General features: G+C 62.6%; 21 protein-coding genes. 10 read left to right on the forward strand and 11 right to left on the reverse strand.

Features of this window, described 5'->3' with window-relative positions:
- Positions 1–7 precede the first annotated feature (7 nt).
- The 7 genes from phoU to JWQ90_RS00615 all read right to left on the reverse strand — a co-directional run bounded on the left by phoU (position 8) and on the right by JWQ90_RS00615 (position 9,227).
- The gene (gene phoU, locus JWQ90_RS00585) at positions 8–724 is read right to left on the reverse strand and encodes a phosphate signaling complex protein PhoU (protein ID WP_299687749.1); all 717 of its coding nucleotides are present in this window, start codon (positions 722–724) and stop codon (positions 8–10) included.
- Between the two features lie 70 nt (positions 725–794).
- Positions 795–1,640 (reverse strand): phosphate ABC transporter ATP-binding protein PstB, encoded by an 846-nt coding sequence (gene pstB, locus JWQ90_RS00590; RefSeq protein WP_366919398.1) that lies wholly within the window; start codon positions 1,638–1,640, stop codon positions 795–797.
- Positions 1,641–1,686: 46 nt separating this feature from the next.
- Positions 1,687–3,384 (reverse strand): phosphate ABC transporter permease PstA, encoded by a 1,698-nt coding sequence (pstA, locus tag JWQ90_RS00595; protein ID WP_366919399.1) that lies wholly within the window; start codon positions 3,382–3,384, stop codon positions 1,687–1,689.
- Between the two features lie 46 nt (positions 3,385–3,430).
- Complete coding sequence (locus JWQ90_RS00600; protein WP_299687755.1) at positions 3,431–5,707, reverse strand: ABC transporter permease subunit; 2,277 nt, start codon at positions 5,705–5,707, stop codon at positions 3,431–3,433.
- Positions 5,708–5,859: 152 nt separating this feature from the next.
- A complete protein-coding gene (locus tag JWQ90_RS00605; RefSeq protein ID WP_299687759.1) occupies positions 5,860–7,182 on the reverse strand; it encodes a porin in 1,323 nt (440 codons plus the stop codon).
- A gap of 155 nt (positions 7,183–7,337) precedes the next feature.
- The gene (locus JWQ90_RS00610; RefSeq protein ID WP_299687762.1) at positions 7,338–8,303 is read right to left on the reverse strand and encodes a phosphate ABC transporter substrate-binding protein PstS family protein; all 966 of its coding nucleotides are present in this window, start codon (positions 8,301–8,303) and stop codon (positions 7,338–7,340) included.
- 132 nt (positions 8,304–8,435) lie between these two features.
- Positions 8,436–9,227, reverse strand: a complete 792-nt coding sequence (locus JWQ90_RS00615; RefSeq protein WP_299687765.1) for a sulfite exporter TauE/SafE family protein — start codon at positions 9,225–9,227, stop codon at positions 8,436–8,438.
- A 210-nt stretch (positions 9,228–9,437) separates the two neighbouring features.
- Here JWQ90_RS00615 and cysB point away from each other — a divergent pair, with 210 nt between their 5' ends.
- The 5 genes from cysB to JWQ90_RS00640 all read left to right on the forward strand — a co-directional run bounded on the left by cysB (position 9,438) and on the right by JWQ90_RS00640 (position 13,914).
- Entirely contained in the window at positions 9,438–10,418 is a 981-nt protein-coding gene (gene cysB, locus JWQ90_RS00620) for an HTH-type transcriptional regulator CysB (protein ID WP_299687768.1), read from the forward strand.
- 111 nt (positions 10,419–10,529) lie between these two features.
- Positions 10,530–12,194 carry a nitrite/sulfite reductase gene (locus JWQ90_RS00625; protein ID WP_299687771.1) on the forward strand — a complete coding sequence of 555 codons (1,665 nt, stop codon included), beginning with the start codon at positions 10,530–10,532 and terminating at the stop codon, positions 12,192–12,194.
- Complete coding sequence (locus JWQ90_RS00630) at positions 12,191–12,682, forward strand: DUF934 domain-containing protein (RefSeq protein WP_299687774.1); 492 nt, start codon at positions 12,191–12,193, stop codon at positions 12,680–12,682. Before JWQ90_RS00625 ends, JWQ90_RS00630 begins: the two co-directional genes overlap by 4 nt.
- A gap of 161 nt (positions 12,683–12,843) precedes the next feature.
- The gene (locus JWQ90_RS00635; RefSeq protein ID WP_299687777.1) at positions 12,844–13,611 is read left to right on the forward strand and encodes a hypothetical protein; all 768 of its coding nucleotides are present in this window, start codon (positions 12,844–12,846) and stop codon (positions 13,609–13,611) included.
- 30 nt (positions 13,612–13,641) lie between these two features.
- Positions 13,642–13,914, forward strand: a complete 273-nt coding sequence (locus JWQ90_RS00640; protein WP_299687780.1) for a hypothetical protein — start codon at positions 13,642–13,644, stop codon at positions 13,912–13,914.
- A gap of 69 nt (positions 13,915–13,983) precedes the next feature.
- On the opposite strand, the gene serS is transcribed toward JWQ90_RS00640, so the two are convergent.
- From serS to JWQ90_RS00660, 4 genes are all read right to left on the reverse strand, one after another.
- Positions 13,984–15,270: a serine--tRNA ligase gene (gene serS / locus JWQ90_RS00645; RefSeq protein WP_299687783.1), complete on the reverse strand. Its 1,287-nt coding sequence runs from the start codon at positions 15,268–15,270 to the stop codon at positions 13,984–13,986.
- 48 nt (positions 15,271–15,318) lie between these two features.
- A complete protein-coding gene (locus tag JWQ90_RS00650) occupies positions 15,319–16,653 on the reverse strand; it encodes a replication-associated recombination protein A (RefSeq protein WP_299687786.1) in 1,335 nt (444 codons plus the stop codon).
- On the reverse strand, positions 16,650–17,345 hold the full coding sequence (lolA, locus tag JWQ90_RS00655; protein ID WP_299687788.1) for an outer membrane lipoprotein chaperone LolA: 696 nt from the start codon (positions 17,343–17,345) through the stop codon (positions 16,650–16,652). The genes JWQ90_RS00650 and lolA overlap by 4 nt, the downstream gene beginning before the upstream one ends.
- A gap of 101 nt (positions 17,346–17,446) precedes the next feature.
- Positions 17,447–19,885, reverse strand: coding sequence for a DNA translocase FtsK (locus JWQ90_RS00660; RefSeq protein ID WP_299687790.1), 2,439 nt, complete (start codon positions 19,883–19,885; stop codon positions 17,447–17,449).
- Between the two features lie 229 nt (positions 19,886–20,114).
- Here JWQ90_RS00660 and JWQ90_RS00665 point away from each other — a divergent pair, with 229 nt between their 5' ends.
- The 5 genes from JWQ90_RS00665 to infA all read left to right on the forward strand — a co-directional run bounded on the left by JWQ90_RS00665 (position 20,115) and on the right by infA (position 23,404).
- Entirely contained in the window at positions 20,115–20,447 is a 333-nt protein-coding gene (locus tag JWQ90_RS00665; protein ID WP_299687794.1) for a hypothetical protein, read from the forward strand.
- Positions 20,402–21,631 (forward strand): peptidogalycan biosysnthesis protein, encoded by a 1,230-nt coding sequence (locus JWQ90_RS00670; RefSeq protein ID WP_299687797.1) that lies wholly within the window; start codon positions 20,402–20,404, stop codon positions 21,629–21,631. The genes JWQ90_RS00665 and JWQ90_RS00670 overlap by 46 nt, the downstream gene beginning before the upstream one ends.
- 3 nt (positions 21,632–21,634) lie before the next feature.
- On the forward strand, positions 21,635–22,378 hold the full coding sequence (gene aat, locus JWQ90_RS00675; RefSeq protein WP_299687800.1) for a leucyl/phenylalanyl-tRNA--protein transferase: 744 nt from the start codon (positions 21,635–21,637) through the stop codon (positions 22,376–22,378).
- A gap of 12 nt (positions 22,379–22,390) precedes the next feature.
- Positions 22,391–23,089 (forward strand): arginyltransferase, encoded by a 699-nt coding sequence (locus JWQ90_RS00680; protein ID WP_299687802.1) that lies wholly within the window; start codon positions 22,391–22,393, stop codon positions 23,087–23,089.
- Positions 23,090–23,185: 96 nt separating this feature from the next.
- Positions 23,186–23,404: a translation initiation factor IF-1 gene (gene infA / locus JWQ90_RS00685; protein ID WP_007186111.1), complete on the forward strand. Its 219-nt coding sequence runs from the start codon at positions 23,186–23,188 to the stop codon at positions 23,402–23,404.
- Positions 23,405–23,449: the final 45 nt, after the last annotated feature.

The raw sequence follows: 23,449 nt of genomic DNA on the forward strand, positions 1-23,449 counted from the left end.
CGGCCCCCTATTCGCCGCGGACTTCGCGCTCGACCTGCTCCAGCGGCGTATGGCGGACGTCCTTGCCCTTGACGAAATAGATCACGTACTCGGCGATGTTCTTGGCGTGATCGCCGATGCGCTCGATCGCGCGCACCGCCCAGATCAGATCGATCACCCGGCCGATCGTGCGCGGCTCTTCCATCATGTAGGTGATGCACTGACGCAGCAGCGCCTCGTATTCGCGGTCGACGACCACGTCCTCGCGGACCACAGCCACTGCGGCGTCGGCGTCCATGCGCGCGAAGGCGTCGAGCGCGCCACGCACCATCTGTGAAACCTGGCGGGACAGATGCTGGGTCTCGACCATGTTCTCGTACATGCGCTCCTGGGTAGAGAGCTCGTGCGCCATCTTGGCGATCTTGTGCGACTCGTCGCCGATGCGTTCCAGGTCGGTGATGGTCTTGATCACCGCGTGAACCAGCCGCAAGTCGCTGGCAGTCGGCTGGCGGCGCGCGAGGATGCGCGAGCATTCCTCGTCGATATAGATCTCGAGCTGATCGACCTTGTCGTCGGTGCGGAACACCTGCTCGGCGAGTTCGGTGTCGAGATCCATCAGCGCCTTGGTGGCGTCGATCAGCTGCTGCTCGACCAGGCCGCCCATCGCCAGCACACGCTGGCGCACGTCTTCGAGTTCGGCGTTGAACTGGCTGGAGATATGCGATTTATAGCCGGTCGTATTCATCTGTCGCTCTGCGGATCATCAACTGCGGATGTGCAAGTTCTGCACCGTGCTACCGATTGCGAACCGGCTTTTAGCCGTAACGCCCCGTAATGTAGTCCTCGGTCTGCTTCTTGCTCGGCTTGGTGAACAGCTGGTCCGTATTGCCGAATTCGATCAGGTCACCGACGTACATGAAGGCGGTGTAGTCGCTGACGCGCGCTGCCTGCTGCATATTGTGCGTTACGATCACGATCGTGTAGTTGCTCTTCAATTCGGTGATCAGTTCTTCGACTTTCAGCGTCGAGATCGGATCGAGCGCCGAGCAGGGCTCGTCGAGCAGGATCACGTCGGGATGGATCGCGATCGCCCGAGCAATCACCAGACGCTGCTGCTGGCCGCCGGACAGGCCGAGGGCGGAGTCGTCCAGCCGGTCCTTGACCTCGTCCCAGAGCGCGGCTCCCTTCAGGGCCCATTCGACGGTCTCGTCGATGACGCGCTTCTTGTTGATGCCCGCCAGGCGCAGACCGTAGGCCACGTTCTCGTAAATCGACTTCGGGAACGGGTTTGCTTTCTGGAACACCATGCCGACACGGCGGCGCAGCATCGCGATATCGACGTCGCGATCGTAGATGTTCTTGCCGTCCAGACGCAGCCCGCCTTCGACGCGGCAGCCGTCGACCAGATCGTTCATGCGGTTGAAGCAGCGCAGCAGCGTCGATTTTCCGCAGCCGGAGGGCCCAATGAAGGCGGTGACCTTCTTGTGCGGGATCTTCATCGACACGCTGTTCAGCGCGCGCTTCTCGCCGTAGTAGAGGTCGAGCTTGTCGACTTCGATCGCGATCGATTCGTCCTCGATACGCGTCGGTATCTGCGAGCGCTCCATCGAGGAGATATCGATGCCGTGGCCTAAGGAAGTTCTGGTTTGCACGCTGGTCATAGTCTGGGGGTCCATTTGAATCCTCGACGCGAAAGGCCCGGCTTGTCTAGCCTTCGAGGGCTTTGTAGCGCTCGCGCAGTCGGTTACGGATGCTGATCGCGGAAAGATTGAGTGCCAGGATCACCAGCACCAGCAGGAAAGCGGTGGCGTAAACCAAGGGCCGTGCAGCCTCGACGTTCGGCGACTGGAAGCCGACATCGTAGATGTGGAAGCCCAGGTGCATGAACTTGCGTTCCAGATGCAGGAAGGGCGCATCGCCGTCCAGTGGCAGCGACGGAGCGAGCTTGACCACCCCGACCAGCATCAGCGGCGCGACTTCGCCTGCGGCGCGCGCGATCGCCAGGATCAGGCCGGTCATCATCGCCGGCGAGGCCATCGGCAGCACCACGCGCCACAAGGTCTCGGCCTTGGTTGCGCCCAGTGCCAGCGAGGCTTCGCGCAGCGAGCGCGGGATGCGGGCCAGACCTTCCTCGGTGGCCACGATCACCACCGGCAGGGTCAGCAAGGCCAGCGTCAGCGACGACCACAGGATGCCCGGGGTGCCGAAAGTCGGCGACGGCAGCGATTCGGCATAGAACGCCCTGTCGATGTTGGCGCCGACGAAGTACACAAAAAAGCCCAGACCGAACATGCCATAGACGATCGAAGGCACGCCCGCGAGATTGTTGACCGCGATACGGATCGCCTGCGTGACGAAACCCTGCTTGGCGTATTCGCGCAGATACAGCGCGGCGAGCACACCAAACGGCATCACCACGACCGACATCAGCAGCACCATCATCACGGTGCCGAAGATCGCCGGGAAAATGCCGCCCTCGGTATTGGCTTCTCGCGGGTCCTCGGAGACAAACTCCCAGATCTTCTTGAAGAAGAAGCCGATCTTGACGATCACGTTCATCTGGTTCGGACGATAGGCTTCGAGCACCTTGGCCAGCGGCAGCTTCACCTCGGTGCCGTCAACGGTCTTGACGACCAGGCTGTCGCGCGCCAGCTCCTTCTTGATCGAGTCGAGTTCGCCGCGCAGCCCTTCATAGAGCGCCTCCTGCTCTTTGCGGCGCACATCGAGCGCGGCATAGTCGGCTGCCGCGTTCTCGCGGGTATGGCCCTGCAACTGCAGGCGGCGCTCGTCCAGACGCACGCGCTCGATCGCGTAGTTGATGCTGCGAATCCGACCCTTTTCGATGTCATGTAGCTTGCCGCGAAGCTCGTCGGCGCGAGCAATGCTCTTGTTGAACGCCGCCCAGGTATCGGCGCCGCTCGCGACACTCTTGCCATCTTCCACCAGGCCAACCAGGAAACCGTGGAAGTTGCCCCATTCGACGCGCTCGAACACGGTCGCGTCTTCAGGCGAGGTGCGAGCAGTAAACCAGTCCGACAGCAGGTAGCGGAAATCGGCACCGAGCAGATCGCGGTTGGCGACCTTCACCAGGATGCGGTCGTGCAGCGGCTTGCTGTCGTCGATCTTGACGCCGGCACTCTGCAGACGCGCCGTGGTGACTTCCTCAGCGCTGCGGATCTCCACCAGCAGGGGCTCGGCGGTATTGCCCGGCTCCTGGTAGCTGCCCTGCACCAGGTCGGCGGGCCAGAAATGCGGCAGGCCGCGCGATGCGGTCAGTATCAGCAGCGACAGCGTGATGATGAAGGCCATCGAAATCGCGGCGGCGGTCACCCACACATAGGGTGCGCCGGACTTGATATAGGCATGTACGCCCTCGGTGCCCTGGGACACCAGGGTCTTGGGCATCGCGGCAGCAATTTCTTCCTGGGCAGTCGCCATGATTGTCGTCGCCTTACAGACTGCTGTACTTGCGGCGCAGGCGCGTACGCACCACTTCCGCGACGGTGTTGAAGAAGAACGTAAACAGGAACAGCACCAGGCCGGACAGGAACAGCAGACGGAAGTGCGTGCTGCCGACTTCGGATTCTGGCATTTCCACCGCGACGTTCGCGGCCAGCGTGCGCATGCCGGAGAACATGCTGAAGTTGGTGACGGCGGTGTTGCCGGTGGCCATCAGCACGATCATCGTCTCGCCGACCGCGCGGCCCAGGCCGATCATCACCGCCGAGAAGATGCCGGGACTGGCGGTTGGCATCACCACGCCGATCAGGGTCTGCCAGGGCGTCGCACCGAGCGCGAGCGAACCCAGCGACAAATGCTTGGGCACCGAGAAGATCGCATCTTCGGCGATCGAGAAGATCACCGGGATCACTGCAACACCCATCGCAATGCCGACCACCAGCGCATTGCGCTGGTCGTAGCCGATGCCGAGCGTGTGATCCATCCAGGCCTGCATGTTGCCGCCGAACAACAGGGCTTCCATTGGTTTGGCGAGCAGGAAGCAAAGCCATACGACGAAGGCGATCACCGGCATCAGCAGCGCTGCCTCCCAGCCCATCGGCACGCGCAGGCGCACCGCGCGCGGCGCGCGCATCCACAGATAGCCGAAGGTCGGGATCGACAGCGGCAGCAGCAGCAGCGCCAGGAACATGCCCGGCAGGTTGCTCTCGACGAAGGGCGCGAGCCACAGGCCGGCGAGGAAGCCCAGAATCACCGACGGCAGCGCGGCCAGCACTTCGACCGCCGGCTTCACCACCTGGCGCATTTCCGGCGACATGAAGTTGGCGGTGAAGATTGCCCCGAGCACCGCGATCGGTATCGCGAAGATCATCGCGTAGAAGGCGCCCTTCAGCGTGCCCAGCGCCAGCGGCGCCATGCTGAATTTCGGTTCGAAGTCGGCGCTCGCCGACGAGGACTGCCACAGCAGGTTGGGCTCGTCGTAGCTCTCGTACCAGACCTTGCCCCACAGCGCACGCAGCGAGACTTCCGGGTGCTCGTTGCGCACGTCGGACGCGACCAGTTTGCCGTCATCGCCGAGCGCCAGCAGCAGCTGCGCACGCGGATTGAAAGCCAGCGCGCGCACCGGAGCTTCGAGCATCTTCTCTTCGTGGATCAATCGGCCCGAAGTCGCGTAGAACAGCGAAACATGACCCTGATCGTCGCCGACCGCAAAACCGCGGCGACGCGGCTCCGAGCCGATCACGGTCGGCTTGGCGCCGTCCTTCAGTTCAAAATCGCGAATATGCGCCAGATAGCTTTTGCCGTCGTCCTTTCCGCCTTGGCGACGCGCCGGGAACCACTGCGAGACGCGGCCGTCAGACTGCGCGCTCACGATCGAGATTCCGCCGGCGAGATAATGTGCATCGACGATCGCCGCGCCCGCTTCGCTGACGTCGACCAGCTGCGGCACCTCGCTGCCGTTGAGGCGGTAGAACGCAATCTTGCCTGCCGCCTTGTCGATTACATACAGCCAGTGCATGCCGGGTTCGAGCAGCAGCAGGTCAGGTTTGACCGGCGGCGTGAAGGTCTGCATCGGCGATTCGGTCACCGAGCTGTCGCCCATCAGCGACGTGGTGACTTCAAAAGCCTTCAGCGATACATCGCCTGCAGGATCCGAGCCCACCAGCATCAGCGAGTCATCGTTCTCCCGAACCGCGAGATGCATCGGCGCCTGAGGCATGAAAGCCAGCGGCGTTTCACCTTTCGGGAACAGGATGCCCGGCGTGATCAGGCGCTTGTCGTTCGGATAAGTGACCTTGTATTCCTGCTGGAACATCAGCACCGAGCCGTCGGACAGCCCGGCTGCGAGCAGCGCGCGCTCCGGGGCCACATCCACGACCTGCTTGATCTGCAGATCACCTATCGGCAGATGCACAGCCTCGCGCGCCACGCCGCTGTGCAGGTCGAAGAAATTGAGTTCGCCGGACGCACCGACCCGCATGCCGACCTCGCCCTGCTCTTCAGCCGAAACATACAGCGAGGTGCTGCCGTCACTCGGCACTGGGAATGCTTTACGCGCCTTGAACTCGGCACCCTCGAACAGCGGCGCGACTTCGCTCAGCAGGTAGACGAAGATCAGCAACAGCGCGGCAATCACGCCGATGCCGCCAATCAGCACCACCACCTTGGCGAGGCGATCCTTGATGTAGCGCGGCTGGTACCCGGCGCTGCCGGCCACGATCGATCGAGGCTGGCGGTCAGGTGTGTCGGACGCTGTAGCTTCGGTCATGTGTAGGGGTCGGCAAACGTCGGGCGGGCGGACCCGAACGGCCCGGCTTTTTCCCGCAGCACTTTCTACCGGAAAAGTGCTGCGGGAAAAAGTCTGGTGCAGCTTTAGGCTGCACCAGACCCTTTTACGCGACTTCTGTTACAAGCAGTGAATCAGAATGCGAACTGGGCGCGGGCGGTGATGGCGTTGGACTTGTCCTTCGCCGAGCCGGTATCGAGTTCACCCATGATGTAATTCAGCATGAAGCGGACGTTCGGGTTCACGTAGTAGTTCGCACCCAGCGTAATGGCCGTGGCTTGGCACTGGGTGGCACCCGTGACGCCGCAGCCGATGTCCTTATTCTCGGCCGAGTCGTAGCGCGCCGCCAGTTCGATGGCGCCGAAGTCGGCCTTGGGCTTGGGCTGGCCGAAGGTACCTTCACCTTTCTTGTAGGGCTTGGATTCGCCGGTGACGAACACGCTCGCCTGCACGTACCAGGCCTGTACGTCCTGATCGCTACCGACAGCCTGTCCCAATTTCTGGTCCATGAATTCGGCTTGCAGGGTTGCCGGGCCGAAGGAACCTGCCAGTTCGCCACCGATAGTCTTGGCGTGCTCACCGCCAGTGGTGCTGCCAAAGCCCTGGTTCGGGCCGCGGCGGCCGGCGTAAGTGAAGCTGCTGCCGATCGCATCGATGCTGGTACTGTCGTTGCCGTTCTTCTGCGGATTCTCGTCGCTGTATGAAACTGCGGCGTGCAGCGTGCCGCCATCGGCGCGCAGCGGTGCGTAAACGGCACGGGCGTTGTAGCCCACGCCCTCGGTGGGGCGCGTGTTGTCGCGACGTAGATCGAAAGCGCTGGCGCCGAGCAGAAAGTCGCTAATGTCCATCTTGTAGAACAAACCCTGCTGGAACTCGCGGCTCGAACCACCGTTGAAAATCCCGGCAGCAGAAGCGAAGGGGCGCTCCATCATCGTGATGTCGTTCGAACTGGTCAGCTCTTCCATGCCGCGGAAGGGCTTCATCTGGCCAATGAACACTTCACCGCCCGGACCGAACGCATGGCTGATGTACACGTCCTGGAACGCGATGTCGCGGCTGTTGTTGTTGTTTGTCGTGCAGGTCGTCACCGGCGGAGTCGCAGTGCTGGTCGTACAGCTGGATGCCTGAGCCGAATTGTTAGTGCTGTTGCCGGCGAAATCGGGCTCGAACTTGTAGTTCCAGCCATAGGCCTTTCCTTTCACCGTCAGGTAGAGGCGGCGGAAATACGTCGAACTCTTGGCGTCTTGGCTGGCGGCGCCGCTGCCGAACGTCGAATCCTTGTCTTCATCGAGGATGTAGCCGTCGAACATGATGCGGCCGCCGATGCTCATTTCGAAGCGGCCGTCGTCGGTCTTGATCTTGAAGCCGCCCTTGGTTTCGACGGTGTCGGCGTGAGCGGCGCCGACGCCAGCGCCGATGAATGCGGCAAGAGCGCCGTACTTGAGGAATGGGTTCACAGGGTGTCTCCCTAAAATGGGTCAAAAAGGCATGACTCCCCCGTTGCGACGCCCCGAGGGGGCGCCACACAGGGATTCAACGATGAGAACAGGAGTGCGCCGGATATCTTGGAAGGAAAGCGTCCCTGCTCTCATTCATGCATCGATTGCAACTACTACTGCAGCTTGGCGAGTTCCTTGGCAGCGAGCTTGGCCGGCAGCGCGATGTAGCCGTCCTTCTCGACGACGCCCTGCCCGGTCTTGGACAGGACCATCTTGAAGAACTCGATCTCCAGCGGCGCCAACGGCTTGTTCGGCGCCTTGTTGACGTAGACGTAGAGCATGCGGGACAGCGGGTACTTGCCGCTGATGGCGTTTTCTTCGGTTGCTTCTTCAAACTCGCCGCCGTCCTTGGATGACAGCGGAACAGCGCGCACACCCGAGGTCTTGTAGCCGATGCCGGAGTAGCCGATCGCATTCAGGCCGGTCGACACCGACTGCACCACCGAAGCCGAACCCGGCTGCTCGTTGACATTGGTCTTGTAGTCGCCCTTGCAGAGCGCGTGTTCCTTGAAGTAGCCGTAGGTGCCCGAGACCGAGTTGCGGCCATACAGCTGAATCGGCTTCTTCAGCCAGTCGCCGGTCAAGCCCAGATCACCCCAGCGGGCGGCGTCCTTCTCTGCTCCGCATTTGCGGGTCGCGGAGAAAATCGCATCGACCTGGCCCAGGCTCAGCCCCTTGACGGGATTGTCCTTGTTGACGAAGACCGCGAGCGCATCGATGGCGACGCCGATCGCGGTGGGCTTGTAGCCGTACTTCTGTTCGAAGGCCTGGATTTCCTGGTCCTTCATCAGGCGCGACATCGGGCCGAAGTTGGCGGTGCCCTCGGTCAGCGCCGGCGGTGCGGTTGCCGAACCGGCGCCCTGGATCTGGATGTTGACGCTCGGGTACAGCTTCTTGAAGTCTTCCGCCCACAGCGTCATCACATTGTTCAGCGTGTCCGAACCGACACTGCTGAAGTTGCCGGAGACGCCGGAAGCCGGGTTGTAATCGGGAAGATCGGCATCGACTTTGGCGAAAGCCGTGCCGGCGACGAGGCCGGAGGCGGTGCCCAGAACGGCGACGATAGTCTTGAATTTCATTGGGTACTCGATGGAAAGGGGGTTACGGCGCGGCGCATCGTCGCTCTCCGTGATTGAAAGCGTATGACGTTTATGTGACGGCCAGATGACAGCGCCGAAAATGCGCCGAGTTGGAGCCCCGCCCCGTCCGAATCAGTGCATCGCCTTCCACAGCATCGTGCCGCCGACAAAAATCAGCAGCCCCGAAATCACCTTCTTCAGTGCTTTGGGATTGAGCCGGAACCCGATACGGGTTCCGATGTAGATGCCTGGTATGGCGCCGATCAGCAGCGCCCCCAGCATCGGCCAATTGACCGAGCCCAGGCTGGCGTGCCCGGCACCGGCGATCGCGGTGATCAGTACCGCGTGCGCAAGGTCGCTGCCGACCAGGCGGATCGGTGGGTGCTTGGGATACAGCAGCAGCAACATCATCATGCCGATGACGCCGGCGCCGACTGACGAGATCGTGACCAGGGCGCCGATCAGCACGCCGCAGAGCACCGTCATCGGCTTCTGCCAGCGTGATGCTTCGATCGCCTCGGCCTCGGCCGGCGAGCGTCGGATCAACGCCATCACGCTGTCCTGGAACACGGTGAAGACCGCGGTGATGACGATCGCGAGCGCCAGTGTCAGCTTGATCAGGTGGTCGAGATCCTTGCCCGCCGGCTGCTGGTGCAGGAACACCAGGGTCAGCAGCGCTGCCGGCACGCTGCCCAGCGACATCCACCCGACCAAGCTCCAGTCCAGCGAACCGTTGCGGCTGTGCAGACCGACCCCGAAGGCCTTGCTGATCGAGGCATAGATCAGGTCGGTGCCGACCGCGACCGTCGGCGTGATGCCATAGAACAGAATCAGAATCGGTGTCATCAGCGAGCCGCCGCCGACACCCGTTGCACCAACGGCGAGACCGACCACAAGGCCGGCTAAAGAAAACGCGAGATCCATGTCGTGTGACGTAGGAAAGGAGACCGGAACCCTATCAAGCCGCTCTCATGCCGTTTAGGAACTTCTAAGAATATGTTTATTCCTAAAATGAATTTAAAAATACAATATGCATAATGGAATAACCAACAAATCTTTTACGTCTATATTGAATATGGCAGAGTGCCGCGGCAGATCGTCGCTGACGTTCTAACGATAGGCCCTGGAGGCCGAATGAAACTCCGACAGCTTGAATATATTCATGAAGTCTCGCGCCGCGGCCTGAATGTCACCGCTGCCGCCGAGGCCCTGTACACGTCGCAGCCCGGAGTCAGCAAGCAGATCAAGATGCTCGAGGAGGAACTCGGCGTCGATATCTTCGTCCGCAACGGAAAACACCTTTCGGAAATCACCCCGGCCGGCAAACGGATACTCGAGTATTCCGACCGCCTGCTCAATGAAGTCGAGAACATCAAGAACATAGCCGAAGAGTTCCGCGACACCGACCGTGGCGACCTGTCGATCGCGACGACCCATACCCAGGCGCGCTACGCGCTTCCGCCGGTGATCCAGCGCTTCAAGACACGCTTCCCGCGGGTATCTTTGCATTTGCACCAGGGCTCTCCCCAGCAAATCGCCCGTATGGCAGCCGAAGGCCAGGCCGATTTTGCGATCGCGACCGAGGCACTCGAACACTTCGAGCAGCTGGTGATGCTGCCCTGCTATCACTGGAACCGGACGATTCTGGTCAAACCCGATCACCCACTGACCCAGGTCTTGAAGCTCACGCTGAAGGACATCGCGGAATACCCGATCGTCACCTACACCTTCGGCTTCACAGGCCGCTCCAAGCTCGACCAGGCTTTCGCCGCCCACGGGCTGCGCCCCGACGTGGTATTGACCGCGGCCGACGCCGACGTGATCAAGACCTATGTGCGCCTGGGCCTGGGCGTTGGCATTGTGGCTGACATGGCCTACGACGCAAACCAGGACTCCGATCTGGTTTCACTGAAAGCCGATCATCTGTTCGAGCCCAGCACCACCCATATCGGTTTCCGACGAGGCCTGTTCCTGCGCGGCTACATGTACGAGTTCATGCAGACCTTCGCATCACACCTGTCGAGCGACCTGATCGATGCAGTTGCGGCGGTGCCCGACCATGAGGACCGTTCGCGGAAAACACGCGAACTGATTGATTCCCTGCACTTGATCTAAGAATTATTCCTTTTAGTTCTTTCTATATATCGGTACATGGCTGTAGCAGTGGGTGCCGGGCTGGTAGCCTTGCGGCCCCTTCGACATCAGGCCACCCGCCGGACCGCCGCGATGTACCGCTACGACCAATACGACCAGACCCTGGTCGACGAACGCGTTTCCCAATTCCGCGACCAGACCGAGCGCTTTCTCGCCGGCCAGCTGCCGGACGAAGAATTCCGGGCCTTGCGCCTGCGCAATGGCCTTTATGTGCAGCGTTTTGCGCCGATGCTGCGGATCTCGATCCCCTACGGCCTGCTGGCCAGCCGCCAGCTGCGCATGCTGGCGCATATCGCCCGGACCTACGACAAGGATTACGGCCACTTCACGACCCGCCAGAACATCCAGTACAACTGGCCCGAGTTGGCGCGCGTGCCGGACATCCTGGCCGATCTGGCTTCAGTGCAGATGCACGCGATCCAGACCTCCGGCAACTGCATCCGCAACATCACCAGCGACCATCTGGCCGGTGTCGCCGCCGACGAGATGCTCGACCCGCGGCCGTATTGCGAGCTGACCCGGCAATGGGCGACGTTCCATCCCGAATTCAACTGGTTGCCGCGCAAGTTCAAGATCGCATTCTCGGCCGCCAACGGCGATCGCGCCGCGATCCGCGTGCACGACATCGGCGTGCAGATCGTCTGCAACGCGGCCGGCGAACTCGGCTATACCATCTATGCCGGCGGCGGTCTGGGGCGCACACCGATCATCGGCCCGATGGTTCGCGAATTCCTGCCCGAAGCGGACCTGCTGTCGTACTTCGAGGCCGTACTGCGCGTCTATAACCGCCTCGGCCGGCGCGACAACATCTACAAGGCGCGGATCAAGATCCTGGTCAAGGAAACCGGCCTGGCACGGTTCCGCGACCTGGTCGAAGCCGAGTGGGAGCAGATCAAGGACGGCGAGTTGCGCCTGCAAGCGGGCGATCTCGACGCGATGCGCTCGCGATTCGATCGGTTCGAGTACGACGATGCCGCCAGCCTGGATACCAGCTTCGACCGGAAACTCGCCCAAGACACGGCGTTCGCCGCGTGGGCCAAGCGCAACCTCGCTGTCCATCGGCAGCCCGGCTACCAAATCGTATTCGTATCGCTGAAAGCATCGGGCGTCGCACCGGGCGACATGACGGCCATGCAGATGGATGCGGTCGCCGAACTGGCAGACCGCCATTCCTTCGGCGAGATTCGCGTCACCCACGACCAGAACCTGGTTCTCGCTGACGTGCGTCAGTCCGAGGTCTATACGCTGTGGCAAAGCCTGCGCGACCTGGGACTGGCGACACCGAACATCGGCCTGCTGACCGACCTGATCTGCTGCCCGGGCCTGGATTTCTGCTCCCTGGCCAACGCCGGCTCGATCAGCGTCGCCCAGGATATCTTCGACCTTTTCGACAACCTCGACGATCAGCACGATATCGGCCCGATCAAGGTCAAGATGTCGGGCTGCATGAACGGCTGCGGCCATCACAGCGTCGGCCACATCGGCATCCTCGGCGTCGATAAGAAAGGCGAGGAGTGGTACCAGGTTACGCTTGGTGGCTCGGCCGAAAACGACGCCAGCCTGGGCGACCGCACCGGGCCTTCGTTCGCCCGCGACGACATCGCACCGGCGATCAAGAAAATCATCGACGTCTATTTGAGCCTGAGAAACAGCGAAGACGAGAGCTTTCTCGCCTGCTATCGCCGGGTCGGCATGGCGCCGTTCAAGGCGCGTCTGTATGCCGTGGAAACCGCATGAGCCTTCTGATCCGGGATGGCGCGGTCCTCAGCGACGATTGGCTTCTGCTCGCTGATGGCGAGGCCCCGCCCAAAACAGGCAAGCTCATCGTATCGTGGGATCGTTGGAATGCGGAAAGGACCGATTTGGATCTGGGTGCACTCGAAGTCGGTCTGCTGCTGCCGAATACCCTGGATGTGACTGCGGCACTCGGCGACTTGCTGGGCCGCCCTTTACTGGCACTGAGTTTCCCGTCGTTCAGCGACGGCCGCGCCTATTCTCAAGCCACGCTGCTGCGGCGCCGCCATCACTATGCTGGCGAACTGCGCGCTACCGGCCAGGCCGTGGTCAGAGACCAACTACAGCAGATGCGAACCTGCGGTTTCGACACTTTTTTGCTGCGCAACGACCAGAATCCTGAACTTTGTGCAAAAAGTTTTCATGATTTGACTGTCGCCTATCAGCCAAATCTATTGAACATATCCGGCCTTAGGCCCGGAAAACATTGAAAAATCAGCGGGCAGCAAGGTTTCCCATCCATAATCGATCATATGGTTGCCTTTCAGCCGCTATGAAGGCTAAAGTCACTTCAGCATTCGAGTTATAGCTGGCGATGCTCCTGAGGGAAGTCGGGAACGCCAGTCTTCTATTCACACAGGGAGCAAGCAATATGTTGCAAAACAAGGTGTTGGCAGTGGCCGCGGGTGCATTCGCGCTATTCACGTCGAATGCGTGGGCACAGGAAAGCGGTATCGCGGCCTCATCGGCAAGTCGCACGATCCAGGGTTATGCGGCGGCTTCCTTTCAAGCTCCGGTCGGTTTCGGTATGAGTTGGGGCGCCATCGGCGCTGGCGCGTATGCGCAGACGCTGGGCAGCAGCAGTGACGGCGCGGCCGGCATCTCGTTCGGTCTCGGCGATGCCGACAAATACGTCGGCCTGGAAACTTCCGCGGTCTTCTCGTCGCTGACGGGCCACGGCAGCTCCGATTCGTTCGGCGACTCCGGTTCCTTCGGCCTCAAGCTGCACACCAATCTTCCGGGTGACGCAGCGTTCGGCGTTGGCGTCATCGGCACCGGCGAATGGGGCAGCCAAGGCTTTAAAGACGCAAACAGTTCCAGCGTGTACGCAGCCGTCACCAAGGGCGTGCAGGTGGGCAACCACGTCGCGATCCTGAATCTGGGCGTTGGCGACAACCTCTTCAACGAGCCCGGCAAGACCAGCATCGGCGTCTTCGGCTCTGGCGCGTTCTACTTCACCAACTGGCTGTCCGTGATTGGCGAGTACTCCGGCCGCTTCACCAATGCCGCGATCTCGATCGCACCGCTGCCGCAGTTCCTGCCGCTGACGATTACGGTCGGCGCGATCAACCTCGGCAAGCGCTACGGCGGCGATGTCGAACTCGGCGGCACCGTCGGCCTCGGTTACAACTTCAAATAACCGCCAATCGATTTTGGCAGGAGCATCAAAATGTCGAATCTCATCAATTCAGTTCTGAAAACGGCAGTGGCGGCCGCGTTGCTCGGCGCCATGTCGCTTGCATCGGCCGCTAGCGGAACCAGCGGCAGCAGTGGCAGCGCGGGTGCCGGAATCGACACCGGCGGCGGCGGCTCAGCTGCCGGCTCCGGCGCTAGCAGCAATCCGAAGCTGGCGGAGGGTTCAGGCGGGCCGGTCGGCCTGCTGGAAAAAGTGTTCGGCGACACGGACCCGAGCAAGAAGAAAAAGAAGAGGGGAGCCAACTAGTTCTTCATCGGATGTACGCAAAAAAGCGGGCTTCGGCCCGCTTTTTTACATCCGCCGCTCGCAGCGGTCTTAACCGGCAAAAACCTCCGTCGCACCGCCCATGTACGGACGCAGTACGTCGGGAATCTCGATGCTGCCATCGGCACGCTGATAGTTCTCGAGAATCGCAACCAGGGTCCGGCCCACCGCGAGACCGGATCCGTTGAGTGTATGCAGCAGCTCGATCTTGCCGGCAGCCGTGCGATAGCGCGCCAGCATGCGGCGCGCCTGGAAGTCCTCGCAGTTCGAACAGGAGCTGATCTCGCGGTAGCGGTTCTGCGACGGCAGCCAGACTTCGAGGTCGTAAGTCCGCGCCGCCGTTGCACCCATGTCACCGGTGCATAGCGCGAGCACCCGATACGGCAGGCCGAGCTTCTGCAGGATCGCTTCGGCGTGGCCGGTCAGCGACTCCAGCGCGGCCGCGGACTGTTCCGGCTGGACGGCCCACACCAATTCGACTTTCTCGAACTGATGCTGGCGAATCATGCCCTTGGTATCACGTCCCGCAGCGCCGGCCTCGGCACGGAAGCAAGGCGTATGCGCGACGAACCTCAATGGCAGGGACTCGGCCGCGACGATCTCGTCGCGCAGCAGATTGGTCAGCGGCACCTCGGCGGTCGGGATCAGGCGCCAGTCCTGCTGGCTCCCCTCCTCCGACTTCAGCGCGAACAGGTCGTCGCCGAATTTCGGCAGCTGCCCGGTGCCGCGCAGGCTCACGGCGTTGACGATGTACGGAACGTACATTTCCTCGTAGCCATGTTCCTGCGTATGCACGTCGAGCATGAACTGGCTCAGCGCGCGGTGCAGACGCGCAAGGCCACCACGCAACACCGTGAAACGCGCGCCGGTCAGCTTGGCGGCAGCGGCGAAATCCATCAGCCCGAGCGCTTCGCCCAGATCGGCATGATCCTTTGCGCCTTCTGCCGAACGCGGCTGGCCCCAACGGCGCAGTTCGACGTTGTCGTTTTCGTCACGGCCCTCGGGTACGCCTTGCTGCGGCAGATTCGGCAGGCGCAGCAGGAAATCTTCGAAGTCCGCCTGAAGCACCGATAGCGCCTGCTCGTTGGCCGTCAGCTGCGCCTTGATCCTGTCCATGTCGGCCAGGATCGGCGACGCATCCTCGCCCCTGGCCTTGGCCTGTCCGATGCGCTTGGAACCGGCGTTGCGCTCGGCCTGCAGCTGTTCGGTTTCGGTCTGCAACTGCTTGCGGGCCGCCTCGAGTTCGATGAAGCGCGCGGTGTCGAAAGCGAAACCTCGGCGCTGCAGCTGGGTCGCGACCGCTTCAGGATTGGCGCGCAGGCGCTTGGGGTCCAGCATGATGTTCACCGATTGAAAAACCGGGGCGAAGTATAGCGGCCCGGCTCGTCAGCCTTTGCCGGAGGCACGCCGCGCGCGCAGCTGGGCGAGTTTCTCGCCGATCTTCGCCTCGAGCCCGCGCGGCGTCGGCGCATAGAACTCGCTGCCGATCAGAGCGTCCGGAAGAAACTGCTGGCCGGCGGCATTGGCGTCGGCCTCGTTATGGTCGTATCGATAGCCATCCCCATAACCCATGTCCTTCATCAACCGGGTCGGTGCATTGCGGATCGCCATCGGCACTTCAAGCGAGCCGGTTTTTTCGACCAGCGCGCGCACCGCGTTGTACGCGGTATAGACGGCATTGCTTTTCGGAGCGACCGCCAGGTAGACCACCGCCTGGGCCAGGGCCAGTTCGCCTTCGGGGCTGCCCAGCCGCTCATAGGTGTCCCAGGACTCGAGGCACATCGATTGCGCACGCGGATCAGCCAGACCGATGTCTTCCACCGCCATCCGCACCAGCCGGCGAGCGACGTAGCCGGCGTCGACGCCGCCGTCGATCATCCGCGCGAACCAGTACAAGGCCGCATCGGCATCGCTGCCGCGTACCGATTTGTGCAGCGCCGAAATCTGGTCGTAGAAATTCTCGCCCTGTTTGTCGAAGCGACGAAAACCGCGGCCGAGCAGGCGCTCCAGCAGCGCGTCATCGGGCTGTGCATCGTGGTGCCGCGAGCGTTCTGCCCGCCAGAGTTCGACCGCCGTCTCGAGCAGGATCAGCGCACGGCGGCCATCGCCGTCGGCGGCTTCCGCCATCCGCTGCAGCCAGGATGCCGGCAGCGTGTCGTCGGGCTCACCCAGGCCGCGCACCGGGTCGCTCAGCGCGCGTTTCAGCAGGCTGGCGATTGCCGGCTCGTCGAGCGCTCGCAGCACGAACACGCGCAAGCGCGACAGCAGCGCCGAATTCAGTTCAAAAGACGGATTCTCGGTCGTCGCACCGATCAGCACGACGGTGCCGTCTTCGACGAAAGGCAGCAGCGCGTCCTGCTGGCCCTTGTTGAAGCGGTGGATTTCATCGACGAACAACACCGTGCGTTGCGGTGTCAGGCCTTGCAGTGCGGCCTGTGCGCGCTGCGTGGTTTCGCGGATTTCCTTCACGCCGGCGAGCACCGCCGACAAGCTGACGAAATGCGCGTCCACATGCTGCGCAACCAGGCGCGCCAGCGTGGTCTTGCCGACCCCGGGCGGCCCCCAGAACACCATCGACGGCGGCCTGCCGGCCTCCAGCAGGGTGCGCAGCGGCGCGCCTTGCGCCAGCAGGTGATCCTGACCGACGACCTCGTCCAACTTGCGCGGCCGCATCCGCTCCGCCAGAGGAGCCGCCGAGGCCTGGGCGGCGCCTGGACTCATTTTGTGCTCGGCTTCACGATCGGCAGGCTCGGCGGCACGCTCTGCTGGCCGGATTCGACGATCTCGGCGTTCTTCGGCGGCGTGAACTTGAGCAGCGCCTCATCGACCTTGACGTTGACCTTGATGTCGGTAAACGCGACTTCGGTGCGGTTGCCGAGCCGGTCCATGAACACCATGCTTTCGGGCGCGCCGCGGCGCAGCCACATTTCGATCGCCTCGAAATCGCCATCGACATTGCGCGGCTTCAGGCGCACGCCCTGCGTGTCACTGCGGGCGCCGAGGTCTTCGATCGTGAACTCGTCGGTCAAGGTCGAGCGCTGCGCCAGCAAAGCCGCCGGCGTGCCGCTCAGCGTGTCGGCCGCGGGCCGCACCGTGACCTGGGAAAGATCCGGGTCGTACAGCCAGATCTTCTGGCCGTCGCAGACCATCAGCTGCTCATAGGGCTGCTCGTAATTCCAGCGAAACCGGCCCGGGCGCGACAGGATCATCTGCCCCGAACTGCTGGCGAGCTTCTCGCCGCGTTCGTTGATCTGCACCTGGGTGAAATGGGCGGTGACGGTGCGGGTGTCCTTGATGAAGCGGCTCAGCTCTTCTTCGCCACTATTGGCCAACGCGGACGACATGCCAGCCGCGGACAGCGCGAGCAGCAAGGCGGATCGGAACAGACAGTTGCGCATGAAATACCCGGACATGGTGGATTCTTGGGACAGGCGCGGGCGCCAATCGTTCTGGCGGATCGATCTAGGGCCTGTTAACACACGTCGGTCGCTGCGCTGACGTGTGTTAACAGGCCCTAGTCGCCGCTGCGCCCGCCCGGCGCCAGGATTTCGCGATTGCCGCCCGGGCCGCTGGGGCCGACGATGCCCGCGGCCTCCATCTGCTCGACCATGCGCGCGGCGCGGTTGTAGCCGATCTTCAGGCGGCGCTGCACCCAGGACACGCTGGCCTTGCGCGTCTCCAGCACGATCGCGACCGCCTGGTCGTACAGCGCGTCGGACTCGGCATCGTCTTCCCCGCCGCCGCTGCCGGGCGCGTTGACTGGCGCTTCGTCAGCAAGAATGTCCTCGATGTAATCCGGCGCACCGACCTGCTTGAGGTAGGCGACGACCTTGTGTACTTCATGGTCGTCGACAAACGCGCCATGCACCCGCGCCACGCTGGACGCGCCGATCGGCCGATACAGCATGTCGCCGTGGCCAAGCAGCGTCTCGGCGCCCTGCTGATCGAGAATCGTGCGGCTGTCGATGCGCGACGCCACCTGGAACGCGATACGCGACGGAATGTTCGCCTTGATCAGGCCGGTGATCACGTCGACGCTGGGACGCTGCGTGGCGACGATCAGATGGATACCGGCCGCTCGCGCCTTCTGCGCAATGCGCGCAATCAGCTCTTCGACCTTCTTGCCGACCACCATCATCATGTCGGCGAGTTCGTCGATGACGATGACGATGTGCGGCATGTTCTTCAGATAAACCGGCTCGGACAGCGCATCGTCGAACAGCTGCGGCGCATTCTTGGTCGGATCCAGGATCGGTTGACCGGCCGCCTCGGCTTCTTCGATCTTGCGGTTCAGGCCGGCCAGATTACGCACACCCATAGCCGTCATCAGGCGGTAACGGCGCTCCATCTCGGCCACGCACCAGCGCAGCGCGTTGGCGGCGTCCTTCATGTCGGTGACGACCGGTGTCAGCAGATGCGGAATGTCGGCATAAACCGACAATTCCAGCATCTTCGGATCGACGAAGATGAAGCGCACCTGCTCCTTGGTCGCCTTGTACAGCATCGACAGGATCATCACGTTGATCGCCACCGACTTGCCCGCGCCGGTTGTGCCAGCAACCAGCAAGTGCGGCATCTTCGCCATGTCGACCGACACCGGATTGCCGGCGATGTCCTTGCCCAGCGCCATCGTCAGCGGCGAGGTACTGCTCTTGTAGCCCGGCGAATCCAGGATCTCGCGCAGCCACACCATCTCGCGCTTGGTGTTCGGGATTTCGAGGCCGACGTAGGGCTTGCCCTCGATCACCTCGATCACGCGCACGCGCGACACCGACAGCGAGCGCGCGAGGTCGTTGGACAGATTGGTGATCTGCGCGCCCTTCACGCCCGGCGCCGGCTGCAGCTCGAAGCGCGTGATCACCGGGCCCGGCATCGCATTGACGACCGTGGCCTTGATGCCGAAATCCTTCAGGTGATTCTCGACTTCGCGCGACAGCCGCTCCAGTTCTTCCGGCGTGTAGCGCTTGCCGGTGGGCTTGGGCATGTCGAGCAGGCTGAACGGCGGAATCGGGTCGCCATCGAACACGGGCACGGACGGGGCGTCGAGCTTCGCCGGCTTGCGCGGCGGCTTCGGTTTCGCGCGCATCGATGGCGGCTCGTCGAAACTCTCCGGCACATCAAGTTCGGCCACTTCCATCGGCGGCGTGAACACCACCGGCTTGACGTCAGACGCGCCAAGCAGATCCATCTGCGTTTCGGCGGTACCGATCACCGGCGGACGAGTACCGACCTGCGGCGCCTTGCGGCGCTTCAGCCAGGGCAGGTCCTCGTCGACCACCGCAACCGCCGGTGGCGCGTTCTGCCGATCTTCGTCGTCGGCCGCCTGATGGTCATCGGTCACGACATCGGGACGCAGCGCCCAAAGCCGCATCACCATCGCGCCGACCGAATCCAGTACATCGACCCAGGAGAAAATAAGCGCCAGCGGTAGGGCGCAGAGCGTCAGCGTCAGTAGCAGCAGGCTGGAACCGACCGGGTTCAGGACAGCCACCAGCCAGGACCCGAGCGCCTGCCCGGCGATGCCGCCCGCGCCCTGCGGCGGGAACGACGGCCAGGTGCCGACGTGCAGCGCGCACAGGCCGGCAAAACTCGGCAGCAGAATGATCCAGGCCACTGCCCGAAGCGGCCACGGAATACTGGCTGCGTCGTTGCGGCCGCGATAGAAGCGCAGGCCGAGCACGAATACCGCCCATGGCAGGAAGAACGCGACATAGCCGAACAGGCTCAACAGCACGTCGGCGATCCAGGCGCCGACGCCGCCGACGAGGTTGTGCGCCGGGGCGCCAGTGCCCGACGACGACCAGCCGGCGTCGTCCGCATTGAAGCTGATCAACGCAACCAGCAGGAATACCGTGAAGCCGGCGCAGGCCAGCAACACGGCCTCACGCGGCAGCCGCTCCAGCCAACCCGGATCGGCAAGATCGTCAGTGGCCTGAGATTTGCTTTTAACCACTTGAATATTCAGCGCAAGACGCGGTAATGATGGTGCCTGAGTATAGCAAGGCGGCTGTTCTTCACCGGACCGTCGCCTGACAATGGAACTCTTGAATTGATTACGTTCAGCTTCACATACCAGAAAGCTAGCGCGGACAATCATCTGGTGGACATCCAGCAGATGTTTGAAGCGCGATCTCCCTGTAACCATAGTGCCAGCGAGTCTTGAGACTCGGACGAGGACCGACATGAGCAACCACGTGCGGCATTTCGTTCTGACGGGTGATGGACGCATCCGTGAATTTTCACCGGAGCAGGCAGCCCAGGTGGCAGCCGGCGCCAGCCGTATGCCGGAGTTCGCCGAGACGCGCGTCCGTTATCTGCAGTTGACGCTCGAAGATGAAACCGACTCCGAGATCCGCATTCAGAGTGCCGGCGCGAGCATCCGCTTCGACGCCGACGGCACGATGCTCGAGGCCGGCCCGGCAACGCCCGAGGACCAGATCAGCGGCTTCGAACACGATGCCGTCATCCAATGGGTGTTGCGCGACCGCCCCACGGTTGGTCCGACTTTTCACTGATCGCGTCGCTGATCAGCCCCAACGACGACAGAGCCTCGCCAGCCGGGCTGCGATTTTCCTTCGCGGCCGGGCTGTCAGGCGTCCCAGCCTCCGAATGGAATGCACTGTTCGACAGCGGCTATCCCTTCGCTCGCCACGCCTTCCTGTCGGCACTAGAAACCTATTCCTGCGTCGGTGAAAGCACCGGCTGGCTGCCCCGGCACCTGCTGGTGCATCGCGATGGGAAGCTGGTCGGTGCCGCGCCGCTTTATCTGAAGCTGCACTCGTATGGCGAATTCGTTTTCGACTTCGCCTGGGCCGAGGCCAGCCACAGCATTCGCCGGCCCTACTATCCGAAGCTGCTCAACGCGATTCCATTCGTACCGGCGGTTGGCCCTCGCATCGGCGCGATCGATTCCGCTGTTCGCGAGGCCGTCGCCGAGCAATTGACCGCGCTCGTCGAAGCCGAGTCGCTGTCGTCGGCTCATACGCTGTTCGTCGCCGACGATCAGGCCGAGGCCTACCGCCGCGCCCACTGGCTGGAGCGGCACGATCTGCAATTTCAGTGGTTCAACCGCGGCGATGCCGACTTCAGCACCTTCGCCGGGCGCTTTTCCAGCGACAAGCGCAAGAAAATGCTGCGCGAGCGTCGTCGGGTCGCCGAGGCCGGCCTGCGCTTTGAAACCCGCCGCGGCGACGAACTCGACGAAGCCGCGTGGATGGCGGTGTACACGCTCTATGCGAACACCTACGAGGAGCGCGGCCAGGCACCGTATCTGACGCCCGATTTCCTGCTCGGCTACGGCGCCGCGCCGGGCTCGCCGTTCCGCGTAATCCTCGGCTACGAGGGCGCACACTTGATCGCCGCCGCATTGACGCTGCAGGGCGGCGATACGCTGTATGGGCGGCACTGGGGGGCGGCCGATCGATATCACAGCCTGCATTTCGAATGCTGCTACTACCAGGGCATCGAATTGTGCCTGCGCGAAGGCCTGAGGCGCTATGACGCCGGCACCCAGGGCGAACACAAGCTGGCGCGGGGATTCACCCCGGTATTGACCCGTTCCTTGCATCACCTGGCCGAACCCCGGCTTCGAGATGCCGTTGAACACTTCCTGCAGCGCGAACGTCGTGCAGTGGCGGCGCGCGGAGTGGAACTGATGCACCATAGCCCTTACCGCCACGACCCCACGCCGACTGTTTGACCGATGGACAATCCGATCCGCCTGCACTGGCTGGATCCACGCGATCCGAGCCAGAGTTTCCCGTCGCCGCATCTCGCCATGCGCGATCCGAACGGGTTGCTGGCGATCGGCGGCGATTTGTCCGTCACCAGATTGATACGCGCCTATTCGCTCGGCATTTTCCCCTGGTACAACCCGGACGAACCGATCCTGTGGTGGAGCCCGGATCCGCGCGCCGTGCTGATGCCCGGCGGTATGAAAATCTCGCGCTCGCTATCCAAAACCCTGCGCCGCGGCGACTACGCGGTAACGCTCGATACGGCCTATCGCGACGTGCTCGACGCCTGCGCCGGGCCGCGCATGCGCAGCCGCGGCACCTGGCTCGGCAGCGACATGCGCGATGCGTACCAGGAGTTGCATCGACGCGGTTATTCGCACACCGTCGAAGTCTGGCGTGATGGCGAGCTGATCGGCGGTCTTTACGGCGTGGCACTCGGCCGTGCGTTCTTTGGCGAATCGATGTTCTCGCATGCCACGGACGCCTCGAAGATCGCCTTGTATTGGCTGTGCGAGCAGCTGAAAAGCTGGGACTTCCATCTGCTCGACTGCCAGGTCGCGTCCGAGCATCTGCGCACGCTGGGGGCGATCGATATTTCCCGCGAACGCTTCCTGAACCTGCTGCGGCCGGCAACGGCACTGCCGGGACGCACTGGCATCTGGCGTTTCGACATTCCCTCCCCCACACCGCGCGAGCATCTACCTCGGTAAGATGCAATAGCAATGGAACGGATCCGGCTCTACTTAAGCACCGAACATCCCTGCGGCTATCTGCCGCAGAGAACGGCGCGCAGCCTGTTCGTCGATCCGGACTTCACGCTCAATCCGCAGCGCTACGAGATGTTACTGTCGCAGGGTTTTCGGCGCGGTGGCGATCATGTCTATCGGCCACGCTGCAGCGGCTGTGCGGCCTGTATTCCGGCACGGATTCCAGTCCGCGATTTTGCGCCGAATCGTTCGCAGCGTCGCTGCCTGAAAAACAATGACGACCTGGTGATGGAGATCCGCCAGGAGCTTAGTGACGAGCAGTTCGATCTCTACCGGCGCTATCTGCGCGGTCGCCATTCCGGTGGCGGAATGAATCCCGAAGACAAACCCGGCTTCCACAATTTTCTCGATTGCGGCTGGGGCACCGCCGAGTTCTGGGAGATGCGGCTGGATGGCCGGATGGTGGCCTGCGCGGTCGTCGACCGCACACCGCAATCCCTGTCAGCGGTCTACACCTTCTTCGACACCGATCTACCGGACCGCAGCCTCGGTACCTATGCGGTGCTGAGACAGGTCATGCATGCACGCGATGCCGGCATGGACCACGTTTACCTCGGCTACTGGGTGCCGGGCAGCCAGAAGATGGAATACAAGCGCAACTTCCATCCATTGGAGATTCTGGCCAGCCGCGGCTGGCAGGTTCTGGAAACCTGAGATCGCCCGGCATGAAGGCTGAAGACGGCGGTTGCCCGCATCGATGCGAAAGCGGATAATGCCGGGCTATCCCGCATGTCCGAGTACACCTCGCTAATGGCGAAAGAAGATCACATTGAAATGCCCGGCACGGTCGCCGAGACCCTGCCGAACACCACGTTCCGCGTCAAACTCGACAATGGACATGTGGTCACGGCCCATATATCTGGCCGCATGCGCAAGAACTACATCCGCATCCTGACTGGCGACAAAGTCACGGTGCAGCTGACGCCCTACGATTTGACCAAGGGCCGCATCACATTCCGCGACAAGTAGTTCGCGCAACATGAATCAACAAAAAGCCCGCGAAAGCGGGCTTTT

The organism is Hydrocarboniphaga sp. (genome assembly GCF_028291725.1).
In the GTDB taxonomy this organism is placed as follows: Bacteria; Pseudomonadota; Gammaproteobacteria; order Nevskiales; family Nevskiaceae; genus Hydrocarboniphaga.

Excerpts from the sequence above, each read along its gene's own strand:
- phoU (WP_299687749.1), bottom strand. The coding sequence starts at position 724 with ATGAATACGACCGGCTATAAATCGCATATCTCCAGCCAGTTCAACGCC.
- pstB (WP_366919398.1), bottom strand. The coding sequence starts at position 1,640 with ATGACCAGCGTGCAAACCAGAACTTCCTTAGGCCACGGCATCGATATC.
- pstA (WP_366919399.1), bottom strand. The coding sequence starts at position 3,384 with ATGCCCAAGACCCTGGTGTCCCAGGGCACCGAGGGCGTACATGCCTAT.
- JWQ90_RS00600 (WP_299687755.1), bottom strand. The coding sequence starts at position 5,707 with ATGACCGAAGCTACAGCGTCCGACACACCTGACCGCCAGCCTCGATCG.
- JWQ90_RS00610 (WP_299687762.1), bottom strand. The coding sequence starts at position 8,303 with ATGAAATTCAAGACTATCGTCGCCGTTCTGGGCACCGCCTCCGGCCTC.
- JWQ90_RS00615 (WP_299687765.1), bottom strand. The coding sequence starts at position 9,227 with ATGGATCTCGCGTTTTCTTTAGCCGGCCTTGTGGTCGGTCTCGCCGTT.
- cysB (WP_299687768.1), top strand. The coding sequence starts at position 9,438 with ATGAAACTCCGACAGCTTGAATATATTCATGAAGTCTCGCGCCGCGGC.
- JWQ90_RS00625 (WP_299687771.1), top strand. The coding sequence starts at position 10,530 with ATGTACCGCTACGACCAATACGACCAGACCCTGGTCGACGAACGCGTT.
- JWQ90_RS00630 (WP_299687774.1), top strand. The coding sequence starts at position 12,191 with ATGAGCCTTCTGATCCGGGATGGCGCGGTCCTCAGCGACGATTGGCTT.
- JWQ90_RS00635 (WP_299687777.1), top strand. The coding sequence starts at position 12,844 with ATGTTGCAAAACAAGGTGTTGGCAGTGGCCGCGGGTGCATTCGCGCTA.
- JWQ90_RS00640 (WP_299687780.1), top strand. The coding sequence starts at position 13,642 with ATGTCGAATCTCATCAATTCAGTTCTGAAAACGGCAGTGGCGGCCGCG.
- serS (WP_299687783.1), bottom strand. The coding sequence starts at position 15,270 with ATGCTGGACCCCAAGCGCCTGCGCGCCAATCCTGAAGCGGTCGCGACC.
- JWQ90_RS00650 (WP_299687786.1), bottom strand. The coding sequence starts at position 16,653 with ATGAGTCCAGGCGCCGCCCAGGCCTCGGCGGCTCCTCTGGCGGAGCGG.
- lolA (WP_299687788.1), bottom strand. The coding sequence starts at position 17,345 with ATGTCCGGGTATTTCATGCGCAACTGTCTGTTCCGATCCGCCTTGCTG.
- JWQ90_RS00665 (WP_299687794.1), top strand. The coding sequence starts at position 20,115 with ATGAGCAACCACGTGCGGCATTTCGTTCTGACGGGTGATGGACGCATC.
- JWQ90_RS00670 (WP_299687797.1), top strand. The coding sequence starts at position 20,402 with ATGGGTGTTGCGCGACCGCCCCACGGTTGGTCCGACTTTTCACTGATC.
- aat (WP_299687800.1), top strand. The coding sequence starts at position 21,635 with ATGGACAATCCGATCCGCCTGCACTGGCTGGATCCACGCGATCCGAGC.
- JWQ90_RS00680 (WP_299687802.1), top strand. The coding sequence starts at position 22,391 with ATGGAACGGATCCGGCTCTACTTAAGCACCGAACATCCCTGCGGCTAT.
- infA (WP_007186111.1), top strand. The coding sequence starts at position 23,186 with ATGGCGAAAGAAGATCACATTGAAATGCCCGGCACGGTCGCCGAGACC.